Raw genomic sequence first — 11,260 nt, 5'->3', positions numbered from 1 at the left:
ACAAAAAAAAGGCTGTCCAAAAGCTAGGTATCGTAGTCATCGGCAATTTTTACCGCACACCAATGTTTTTTAGACAGCCTCAATAAAATTTGATGGCTAAGTTGTGATTGTTACTTTGCTATCTTTCGGAATTTTCCAAATACGCCCAGCGGCAGTTTTGAACCGGCCGTGGCTTGTAAGTAAAGCTCCCCTATCTCCAAATTTTCTACTGCAGGAAATGATGTACGAATCAGGTTCTCCACAATTACCGAAGAAAATCCTAAGGAGTAGGTATTTAAGATCAAGAAGTGCTCTTTCGGATCCAGCAATTGGACAACATCGCGCATCATCTCCATAATATGATCTTCGAGCTTCCATTTTTCACCTTTGGGGCCATGTCCATAAGCTGGCGGATCTAAAATGATACCATTGTATGTATTTCCTCTTTTAAGTTCGCGTTTTACGAATTTCAGTGCATCTTCGACCACCCAACGAATATTATCGATTGCGGAAAGTTCTTGGTTTTCGTTCGCCCAGGTGACGACCTGTTTTATAGAGTCTACGTGTGTCGTATCGGCACCCGCCGCCTTGGCGATTAACGAGGCGCCGCCCGTATAGGCAAAGAGGTTGAGCACTTTCGGATGAGGCGTTTTGAATGACTTTACCGAATCTGAAATGTAATCCCAATTAACGGCTTGCTCGGGGAAAATACCCACGTGTTTGAAAGACGTTAATCCTAAACGAAATTTTATGGCGACATCATCGTTTTGGTAACGGATATGCCACCGGTCTTGTATAGTTGGTGCCTTTTTCACCCAATCGCCAGACGTAGCTGAACGTCCTTTGAAACGAATATGATGTCTTTTCGTCCATTCGGCCTCACTCAAAGACTTCGGCCACACCGCTTGCGGTTCTGGCCGAATAAGCACAGCGTTGCCAAAGCGTTCTAGCTTTTCAAAATCTCCGCAATCTATAAGTTCGTAATCTTCCCAGTGTTTTGGGGTAAGCAGTTGGATATGTGTTGTTGAAGCCAAAAGTTAAAGTTCAAAAAATTAAAAAAATGTCCACGTGCAACAGCGCATCATGGAATGGAGGCTGTGTGCAAAAATATGAACTTAACAGCGACTTATCAAATCGATCGATCTCAGCCTACTTAATTGTCGTTCGGGCAGCCTTCATCAGCGGACTTGCAAAAACAAAATCATTCAGCTCCTGAACATCCGACCGCAACATTTCTTCGTTAGAGCCTTCCCAAAATTTTTCTCCTTTATAGAGAAATAATATGTACTCTCCGATACCCATGACCGAATTCATATCATGCGTAACCACGATAGTCGTACACTGATATTCTTCCGTAAGTTCCTGTATCAGCTCATCAATTAAAATTGACGTAGCTGGATCCAGTCCGGAATTGGGCTCATCGCAAAAGAGATACTTGGGGTTCATACTGATCGCCCGCGCTATCCCTACCCGCTTTTTCATACCGCCGGATAGTTCTGCAGGATACAACTTGTTTTTATCTTTCAAATTGACACGCTCCAAGCAAAAATTTGCACGCTCGATCTTCTCCTTCTTGCTCAAGTCCGTAAACATATCAAGCGCAAACACGATATTCTGTTCGACGGTCATCGAATCAAATAAGGCCGAATTCTGAAAAAGCATTCCGATATCGCGGCGGATGGGAACGCGCTGTTCAAAATCCATCCCTGTAAACTCTTCCTTACTGAAGAAAACCTTGCCCTCTTCAGGCTCATGTAAGCCCACGATGCATTTGAGCAATGTACTTTTTCCCGATCCAGACCCGCCTATGATTAAACTGACTTTACCCGGTTCAAAAATGGCATCAATACCTTTCAATACATGGTTTTCGCCAAAAGATTTGTTTATGTTTTGAATTTCAATCATATGTTAAAGCATCAACGCCGTAATTAAGTAGTCTGACACTAATATGGATATACAGCCGATCACAACAGCTTTGGTACCTGCCTGCCCTACTTCTAAAGCTCCTCCCCGCACGTAGAAACCCATGTAGGCGGGCACTGACGTGATAATAAAACCAAAGACAAATGCTTTCACTAATGCCACGGCTACTGTGAATCCGTTAAATCCACCTTGTATACCTTGGATGTAATCTGATGGCGCTACCGCGCCGGACAGCGAGCCGCCGATCAACCCACCCGTTATGGCACAAAAAATCGCTATAATCACTAATGCAGGAACCATCACTGCTCCCGCAACCACCTTGGGCAAAATAAGATAGCCTGGAGCATTAATTCCCATAATCTCCAACGCGTCAATTTGCTCCGTAACACGCATCGAACCAATCTGTGAGGATATAGCAGATCCTACTTTACCCATGAGTACGAGTGCTGAAATCGTGGGACCCAATTCCAAGATATTGGAGTCACGGTTAATCTGACCGATCACCGTCGGTGGAATAAGATCAGAAACCAGCTGAAATGCAATCTGCAACGTCATGACGGCACCGATGAACGTGGATATAATGACAATCAGACCGAGCGATCCAATACCAATTTCGTTCATCTCATGAAAAATCTCCTTTGAATATATCTTCCATTTTTCAGGCCTTTTGAAAACCTTGCGCAATAACAAAACATACTTACCAAAATGGTGGAATATCATAGAAAAATTGACTCTTAAATTAACATTATGGCAAGATACACATTTACAAGGAAGAATTTTCACCGCCTCAATGCTTTCTTTCACCGAAGATATTAACAACATAACCTAAAACTGGTTTTATAAAAAATTAGTATGTTATAGTTTTGACCTATATATTTACAGTGAAATACAAAATATGGAAAACAAAATTACCTCCGGAATTTGGTTCGTTTTTATAGGGTTGATCCTCTTGTTGCACAACATTGATGTTATCGACTTTAACTTTATCGCGACGTTAAAATATTGGCCTTTGCTTATTGTTATTGTGGGTATAAACCTGATGGTGCAGAATCGCGTGTACGGAAACTATATCAAAATCGCATGCAATGTCATTTTTCTGGGTTGGCTGACGTATGTGGGGCTTACAAAACCATCTACGCACTGGGCATCTGACCTACTGAATAATAAAGACATCAAAATCGGCGACCTGGATGATCGTGATCCGTTAGTTCAGCAGGTGGAGAGTGCCTTGGATGATTCTGCATCCGAGGCGAAACTTGAATTCAATGGTGGAGCAGGTAAGTTTAGTGTCAATAGCAGCGATATTAGTCAACTGATTACGGCCAAAAGTGACGACGACAAGATGGGTATGAATATCAAATCCAGCCTAAATAGTGGCAAGCAGATCGTGGTATTAAATGCAAAGCCAATTACGGATGGAAAAAAAACAGGTATGGTTTCCATCCATCTCAATGCAACACCGCTATGGGATTTTGAATTCAATTACGGAGCTGCCACAATTGACGGCGACCTATCCGCCTTACGGTTTAAGAACTTAGCGATAAATACCGGCGCAAGCAATATGGATTTAAAACTCGGGATGCCGGAAGTCGAGCGATCTAAAATCAATATTGCTACGGGCGCTTCTAAGATACATTTTAGCATTCCTAAAGAAGCCGCCATCAGCGTAAAATATTCCTCTATACTATCAAAAAACGCGTTTGAAGGTTTCGCAACAAAGAAAAACGGTAAGGCTAAAACGGCAAATTATGATGAGGCAACGAAGAAGTTTGACATCGAGCTAGATGGCGCAGCCAATACATTTACAATTACCCGCTATTAATATAAAATAGCTAACTTTGTGACAACACATGGACACAAAAGACGCAATTCATTTGGCTGGAGGTTACTGCAACTCCAAAACGACATATAGCAGATTTTTGACGCGGGAAGTTAAGGTTGGTGACATCCCAATGGGCGGCAGCAACCCTATTCGTATCCAAAGTATGACGACCATTGACACGATGGATACGCTGGGCTCTATCGAGCAAACCATACGGATGGTTGATGCGGGCTGTGAATATGTAAGGATCACGGCACCGAGCATCAAAGAAGCCGAAAATCTGGCTCTTATAAAAAATGGATTAAAAGCGCGAGGTTACCATGTGCCCCTTGTAGCCGACATACATTTCACGCCAAATGCTGCAGAAACTGCTGCACGTATAGTCGAAAAGGTACGAATCAACCCGGGCAACTATGCCGATAAGAAAAAATTTGACCAGATTGATTATACGGATACAGCTTACCAAGCTGAGCTGGAAAGAATCTATAAAAAATTCGCGCCGCTCGTAAACATCTGTAAAGAGTATGGCACGGTGATGCGTATCGGTACGAACCATGGCTCGTTATCCGATCGTATTATGAGCCGTTATGGCGATACACCGGAAGGCATGGTTGAGTCAGCGCTCGAATTTATGCGTATCTGTGAGGACTTAAATTTCTACAATCTAGTAGTGTCCATGAAGTCGTCCAATCCGCAGGTCATGGTAAGTGCTTACCGCCTATTGGTTGAGAAAATGGTCGCGGAAAACATGAACTATCCGCTACACCTCGGCGTAACAGAAGCCGGAGACGGTGAGGATGGACGTGTTAAATCCGCCGTTGGCATTGGTACGCTGTTGGAAGACGGGCTTGGCGATACGGTTCGGGTTTCGCTCACGGAAGAGCCCGAAAAAGAAGCACCTGTCGCGATAGCATTGGTTAAGCGATATGCGCAGCGCCAGAAAGATATCGAGCAGCATCAATCCAGAGAGATTGTCAATTTGTCTGGCGATACGATCACCACTCCGTATGAAACAGCAGAAGTAAACACGTTTATAGGCGGTTCCTTGGTACCTCGGGTCGTGGTGGACATCTCGCATGAAAACTTAAAAGATCCGTTTGTATTAACGCCTGTAGGCTACCGATATGATGCAGTAAACGATAAATACCACATGGGCGACCAATCGGTAGATTTTGTTTATCTGGGTAAGAATCTTCCCTCCTTCACGCTTCCGGGCAACCTGAAGGTTTTATACGATTACGACACATGGCAAAACCTCGCCGACAAAGGCAATAAGCACCCTGTTTTTAGTTTAAGCGAGTATAGCAATGCAACCAGCCATGATCCTGTATTGAACCTTGTCCGTATTAAAAATGATGACTTACTTGGCGATGCTTTTGCGGAACTAAAGCTGGATAAGACAATTGTGTTTGTTTTGGAAACTGCGCACGTACATGGAATGGCCGATCAACGCCAGTTTTTCAACAATATACAGGCCATGGGTTTAGACATCCCCGTCATCATCAAACGATCTTATTCTCCTGAACAGTTTTCGGGCCCCATTGGCGAATGGACGAGCCCCGAGGAGCCTATCTCTAAAATTCAACTATACGCCGCGACGGATCTGGGCGCGCTATTGGTTGATAAGTTAGGTTCGGGTGTATGGATAGACTCCCCTGCCACCCCAATAGATAAAATTGCATCTTTATCTTTCGGTATTCTGCAGGCTACACGGTCCAGAATCTCAAAAACCGAATATATATCTTGCCCTAGTTGTGGACGTACTCTTTTTGATCTCCAAGAAACAACACAAATGATCCGGAGCCGTACCAACCATCTGAAAGGATTGAAAATTGGTATTATGGGATGTATCGTAAATGGCCCTGGAGAAATGGCAGATGCCGATTACGGATATGTGGGTGCTGGTCCAGACAAAATAACCTTATACAGAGGCAAAGAGGTAGTCAAGAAAAACGTTAGCGCAGCCAATGCGCTTGATGAATTGATAGAGATTATCAAAAACGATGGTCTTTGGATAGAGGATACGGAGTTAAGCAATTAATTTTAAGTTATTAAACGGGGTGTCCATCCCACATACCTCTCCGCCGCATGCCGCGGCAAGGCATTACTTTTGTAGGGCAAAGGCTTTTCTTCTTGGTTTGTCCAACGCAAACCCCTTCCGCCGCATGCCGCGGCAAAGCATTACTTTTGTAGGGCAAAAGTAACAAAACCCCGTCGCTTGAAACCTTTGCAGGGATGGCAAGTGCAAGGGCAAATTTCTACATATTGCAAAGCTTTCGATGCGACATTTCGTTTAATAACAGTCAGTGCAGTCGAAAGTAAAAAGTCAAAATTAAAAAATAAAAAAAATTGTACGCATTACACAATTCTACATACTAAGTACTAAATACTAAATACTATCTACTCAGTACTAAAGCATTACGCAATACAAATAAACGGCTTAACGTACAGAGATACGCTTAACAACAGTCTCGGCACCGGAGGTGACGCGGACAAAATAGAAGCCTGTCGTTAATTTTCCATTGGAATCGAAAGATAAGTTCTGGATTCCTGGTTCTAAACTTCCATTCATAAGATTAAGCACCTCATTGCCTAAAGCGTCCATTACTTTTATCGTTACGGTACCTTGTTTCGCAAGTTTAAAGTTGGCGGTGATCTGCTCGGCAACAGGATTGTAGAAAACCTTCACATTATTGATCAGTTTCTCGCCATCTTCTTTCACTAGGGTTGCCTTAGTCGCTGTAGCAGAAGATAAATGAAAAGATGAGGCACCAATAGCTTGACCGCTCTGGAACATAAAAATGCTCGCGAGGGCTAAAAACGCTATTTTTCTCATCAATTTTATCATCGTGTACGAAGTGTTTTTTTAGGTAGTCGGCTTAAAATCATAATTTCATTCCATAATATAAAAACCGCCTGTCCCAAAGTTAATTGTTTTGGAAGTATCTTGGATATATTATTTAAAATAAATTTTCCATTTAACAATTTTTAACAAGAATATTCGTTGTCGGCATTTCGCTATATGTTTGGCACATAATTTACTGTAATTTTGCAGGATAATTTTTTTCACATGAAGACCCATAAGCATCACGATGCGCACAAGCTCAGTTTCGCCGGTTTACTAATAAGCTTAGGCATTATTTTCGGCGACATAGGCACATCGCCGCTGTATGTAATTAAAGCGATTTTTAACAAAGGCACCATTCAGGAAGACCTTATTTTGGGAAGCTTGTCTTGTGTATTTTGGACATTGACACTTCAAACAACCATTAAATACGTGTGGATCACGCTTAATGCGGATAACAAAGGCGAAGGCGGCATACTATCGCTGTATTCGTTGGTGAGGAAGAAGGCAAAATGGTTGATCATTCCGGCCATTATCGGAGCGAGCACCCTACTTGCTGACGGAATGATCACACCGGCGATCACCATATCTTCGGCAATCGAAGGGCTCGCCATCAGACATCCCCAAGTACCGACCGTACCGATCGTGGTCATCATTATCACCCTTCTTTTTGTGATACAACGCTTTGGAACTTCCATCGTAGGTCGAATATTTGGTCCTATGATGTTTATTTGGTTCACGACGATAGGCATTCTGGGCGCTCTTTACATCAAACATGCGCCCGAGGTATTTTACGCATTAAACCCTTACTATGCAGTTACTACCATCATTAATCATCCTAACGCATTATTTTTGATTGGTGCTATCTTTCTATGTACCACCGGTGCAGAGGCATTGTATTCTGACATGGGGCACTGTGGAAAATCAAACATACGAGTGAGTTGGATTTTCGTTAAACTGACGCTGGTATTAAACTATTTTGGTCAGGGAGCTTGGCTTATGCAACACGCTGGCACACAAATGGGCGAAAAAAATCCGTTTTACGCGATTATGCCAGAAGGATTTGTTGTCTATGGAATTGCCATTGCAACGATGGCCGCCGTTATAGCCAGTCAAGCCATGATCTCGGGCTCATTCACACTAATCTCTGAGGCCGTGCGCCTCAACATATGGCCTAAAGTATCTATACGCTACCCTAGCGACCAAAAAGGTCAACTCTACGTGCCATCTATCAACCTCATTCTTTACATCGGCTGTATGCTCATTATTGCCGTATTTAAAGAATCTTCGAATATGGAAGCGGCCTACGGTTTAGCCATCAACCTGACATTTATCATGACAACGATCCTGATGTGTATATTCTTGGCGCGCGTACATATACCCAAAGTCTGGATCGTGATTTTTGCTGCATTTTATTTGACGATAGAAGTTGCGTTCCTTGCCGGTAACCTAGTCAAGCTGACGCACGGCGGTTGGCTAACACTACTGCTTGCCTCCACACTATTTATCGCGATGTTCTCTTGGTATGGGGCTCGGAAAATAAAGAACAGCTTCGTTCGATTCAACAATATTCGGAATTACTTCTCCATTATATCCGAGCTGAGTGAAGATAAGTCCGTCCCCCTATTCGCTTCGCACCTAGTCTACCTCACGAGCGCGAATAATAAAAATGAGATTGAATCAAAGATTATTTACTCAATCATCAATAAAAAGCCAAAACGTGCAGACGTATATTGGCTGGTACATGTAGATGTGATGGACAATCCGCATACGCGTGAGTTTGTCGTCGAGCAGCTTATCCCAAATAAGCTTATCCGTATTGATTTCAAGCTTGGATTTAGGGAAGAGCAGCGCATCAGCTTACTATTCAGAAAGGTCGTGGAAGATATGGTCGAGAAAGGTGAAATCGACATCACCAGTAATTACGACACGCTGAAAAAACATAAGATCGCTGGTGACTTCAACTTTGTTGTATTGGAAAAAATGATCGCCAAAACGCACGATCTGAAATGGCATGAAAAAATTATTCTGGAAATCTATAAGATCTTGAAAAAATTTAGCCTTTCCGAAGAGAAGGGCTTTGGGTTAGACAGCAGCTTTGTGACATTGGAACGCGTACCGCTCAACATCCCTACCACAAAAGAAGTCAAACTCAAACGACTGGATTAATTTATCCATACGGCATAAAACCCAACAATAAATAAGGGAAACTTTTTCACGAAGTTGCCCTTATTTATTTACCCGGTTTTCCGAACTAACCGGTGATCTTGTTCAACTTGGAATGTCTGTATCCATAGGCAAAATAAATAATCAGACCGACGAGCAACCACAGAATAAAAATAATCCAGTTGCTGGCACCTAACTCGCTCATGAGGTAAAGATTGATCAAGATACCGATAACAGGCAACAACGAAAAATTATATCTAAAACCTAAGACCGCGAGTAATACCCAACTGCCCCAAAATACCAGTACCAACGACTTATGTTCTATAATTTCGGCGAAGGAAAGGGCACGCCATTCCGAGATGGTGCTTTGCGCATAGCTGTACACCAATATCCACGCTAAAACAAAGCCTACTCCGATAATGTATTTTCCATTTATATAGGGTACTTTAAACTTTGATCGGGCCGATAAACCTACATGGTCCATGTACAGCACACCCGCGCAAACCAAAATAAAGGCGAAAAACGTCCCTACGCTGGTTAAGTCGACAAAGAAATCCATCTTAAAGAACAAGGATGGGATAGCAACCACAATACCGGTTACAATGGTTGCGTATGAGGGTGTTTTATATTTTGGATGGATGCGTGCAAATCTTTTGGAGAGCAAACCGTCGCGGCTCATAGTCATCCAGATTCTTGGTTGCGCCAGCTGGTACACAAGCAAGGCACTGGTGATCGCAATAACGGAAGTTACCGATACGATACCAGCCATATGATCGAAGCCAACATATTTAAACACGAAAGCTAAAGGATCTTTTACATTCAGCTCCGTGTAGTTTACCATGCCTGTCAGCACTAATGTGATGGCGACATAGAGTACCGTGCAAATGATTAAGCAAATGATCATGGCTCTTGGAAGATCGCGTTGCGGATTTTTACATTCTTCGGCTGTTGTCGAAATGGAATCAAATCCGATGAATGCGAAAAAAACGGCGGCAACTGAGCCCATTACACCGCGCAAACCATTTGGCGCGAAGGGCGTCCAGTTTTCGGGCTTGATAAAGAATATTCCACCTAAAACAACTAAAATGATAATACCCACCTTGATCATCACCATGATATTACTGGCACGCTGAGATTCCTTAATCCCAATATAGACCAGCCAAGTAACTAAAAGCGTCACCAATCCGGCCGGAAAATCAAAGATAATCGGCATGTCAGCAATTCGTGGTGCGGTCATATAGGCTTCCAATCCGGCTTTATCCGCCACATTCAGCGCTGCCATGCCCTCTGCGAGAAATTTAGCATGCGCATCTAGCGCATAGCCGGGCGCCATAGTAATCCATTTGGGCAGCAGGATACCAAACCCTTCCAACATCGACACGAAATACTGCGACCACGATATAGCGACAACGGTATTGGAAACAGCGTATTCTAATACCAAAGCCCAACCAATGATCCAGGCAAAAAGTTCACCAAAAGCAACATAGGCATACGTATAAGCACTTCCTGACACCGGAACCGTACTTGCAAACTGTGCATAGGCCAATGCCGTAAAAACACAGGCAAACGCTACGAAAATAAATAATAGGGAAATCGCGGGGCCACCTTCAAAACTAGCAAGACCGATGGTGCTGAAGATACCGGCACCTACAATGGCAGCGATGCCTAACGACACCAAATCTTTCACTCCTAGCACTTTCGCCAATCCAGTACCATCCTGGGAGTCTTTCAAAATTTGGTCGACACTCTTCTTCCGGAAAAGTTTATTTATCATATCAAACTGTTAATATATTGCTTCGTTACAAAAACGCAAAAATGATAAAATTTAGGTAAACTACTTCATGTTACCCTGGATATTATGAAAAATATCCAAATAGTTTTTTAGATGGTGTTCCTTATAATGTGACAAACAAGCCGTGAGTTCATACAGGTCGGCATCAGTGGTCTGAAACACCCATACCCGCTTACAAATATTAAACAACGCATGCGCGAGGTTACTTACATCATGATAGCTCAACATGTATCTGGATTCCAAGAATCGGGTATAAAAATTTTTAAACTCCGCGATATCGACATCACCCAGCGTGCGGAGATATTTTTCGATCAGATTGGGGGAGATGTGTTCCAAGTGCTCGTACAAACGCTGCGCATTGACAATTTGCTGGTCGATCAATAAATGATCCAATAAGAGCTCGATACTAATATGGGCTAGAAAAGAAGCGCGTATAGGCAGGTGCGCTACAATCGGGTCGAGCAACTTTCGTAGTACGTGACAGTGCTCGATGAAAAATTCAGAACTGTGAAACAGCTTATCAACTTCGACATGCCGGTACCAGCCTTCCGAAACGTAGCGGGTCTGTGGGTGCGCAAAAAGGGCTTCTTCGAAACGTTGCGGATGGAAATTGTATGCCTTATTCACATTTTTAAGTAAATCCGGAAGTAGCGCGCCAAAGACGGTTTCCGCATGTGGACTATAACGTTCGAAATAATAATGCGACAAAAAATTCACAATTCAATCTGCTCAA

9 protein-coding genes are annotated in these 11,260 nt (G+C 43.0%); 3 read left to right on the top strand and 6 right to left on the bottom strand.

From position 1 onward, the window contains the following. Positions 1-110 precede the first annotated feature (110 nt). The 3 genes from B0I21_RS04525 to B0I21_RS04515 all read right to left on the bottom strand — a co-directional run bounded on the left by B0I21_RS04525 (position 111) and on the right by B0I21_RS04515 (position 2,622). The gene (locus B0I21_RS04525; protein ID WP_133639272.1) at positions 111-1,013 is read right to left on the bottom strand and encodes a class I SAM-dependent methyltransferase; all 903 of its coding nucleotides are present in this window, start codon (positions 1,011-1,013) and stop codon (positions 111-113) included. 115 nt (positions 1,014-1,128) lie between these two features. Further along, a complete protein-coding gene (locus tag B0I21_RS04520) occupies positions 1,129-1,884 on the bottom strand; it encodes an ABC transporter ATP-binding protein (protein WP_133639271.1) in 756 nt (251 codons plus the stop codon). A 3-nt stretch (positions 1,885-1,887) separates the two neighbouring features. Continuing rightward, positions 1,888-2,622 (bottom strand): MlaE family ABC transporter permease, encoded by a 735-nt coding sequence (locus B0I21_RS04515; protein ID WP_133639270.1) that lies wholly within the window; start codon positions 2,620-2,622, stop codon positions 1,888-1,890. A 175-nt stretch (positions 2,623-2,797) separates the two neighbouring features. Between B0I21_RS04515 and B0I21_RS04510 the strand changes: the two genes are divergently transcribed. Both B0I21_RS04510 and ispG read left to right on the top strand, forming a co-directional pair. Beyond that, on the top strand, positions 2,798-3,724 hold the full coding sequence (locus tag B0I21_RS04510) for a LiaI-LiaF-like domain-containing protein (RefSeq protein ID WP_133639269.1): 927 nt from the start codon (positions 2,798-2,800) through the stop codon (positions 3,722-3,724). Positions 3,725-3,752: 28 nt separating this feature from the next. After that, positions 3,753-5,765 carry a (E)-4-hydroxy-3-methylbut-2-enyl-diphosphate synthase gene (ispG, locus tag B0I21_RS04505; protein ID WP_133639268.1) on the top strand — a complete coding sequence of 671 codons (2,013 nt, stop codon included), beginning with the start codon at positions 3,753-3,755 and terminating at the stop codon, positions 5,763-5,765. 399 nt (positions 5,766-6,164) lie between these two features. On the opposite strand, the gene B0I21_RS04500 is transcribed toward ispG, so the two are convergent. Beyond that, complete coding sequence (locus tag B0I21_RS04500) at positions 6,165-6,560, bottom strand: T9SS type A sorting domain-containing protein (protein WP_166637770.1); 396 nt, start codon at positions 6,558-6,560, stop codon at positions 6,165-6,167. Positions 6,561-6,794: 234 nt separating this feature from the next. Here B0I21_RS04500 and B0I21_RS04495 point away from each other — a divergent pair, with 234 nt between their 5' ends. Next, on the top strand, positions 6,795-8,738 hold the full coding sequence (locus B0I21_RS04495; RefSeq protein ID WP_133639266.1) for a KUP/HAK/KT family potassium transporter: 1,944 nt from the start codon (positions 6,795-6,797) through the stop codon (positions 8,736-8,738). Between the two features lie 85 nt (positions 8,739-8,823). Here the strand turns inward: B0I21_RS04495 and B0I21_RS04490 are convergent, their stop codons facing one another. Together B0I21_RS04490 and B0I21_RS04485 are read right to left on the bottom strand one after the other, a co-directional pair. Beyond that, positions 8,824-10,509 carry an amino acid permease gene (locus tag B0I21_RS04490; RefSeq protein ID WP_133639265.1) on the bottom strand — a complete coding sequence of 562 codons (1,686 nt, stop codon included), beginning with the start codon at positions 10,507-10,509 and terminating at the stop codon, positions 8,824-8,826. Between the two features lie 60 nt (positions 10,510-10,569). Continuing rightward, complete coding sequence (locus tag B0I21_RS04485; protein ID WP_133639264.1) at positions 10,570-11,244, bottom strand: hypothetical protein; 675 nt, start codon at positions 11,242-11,244, stop codon at positions 10,570-10,572. Positions 11,245-11,260 lie beyond the last annotated feature (16 nt).

Origin of the sequence: Sphingobacterium paludis (assembly GCF_004364125.1) — a bacterium.
GTDB lineage: Bacteria > Bacteroidota > Bacteroidia > Sphingobacteriales > Sphingobacteriaceae > Sphingobacterium > Sphingobacterium paludis.
The sequence above is the reverse complement of the archived record's forward strand: the minus strand, read 5'-3'. Positions and strand labels throughout refer to the sequence as shown.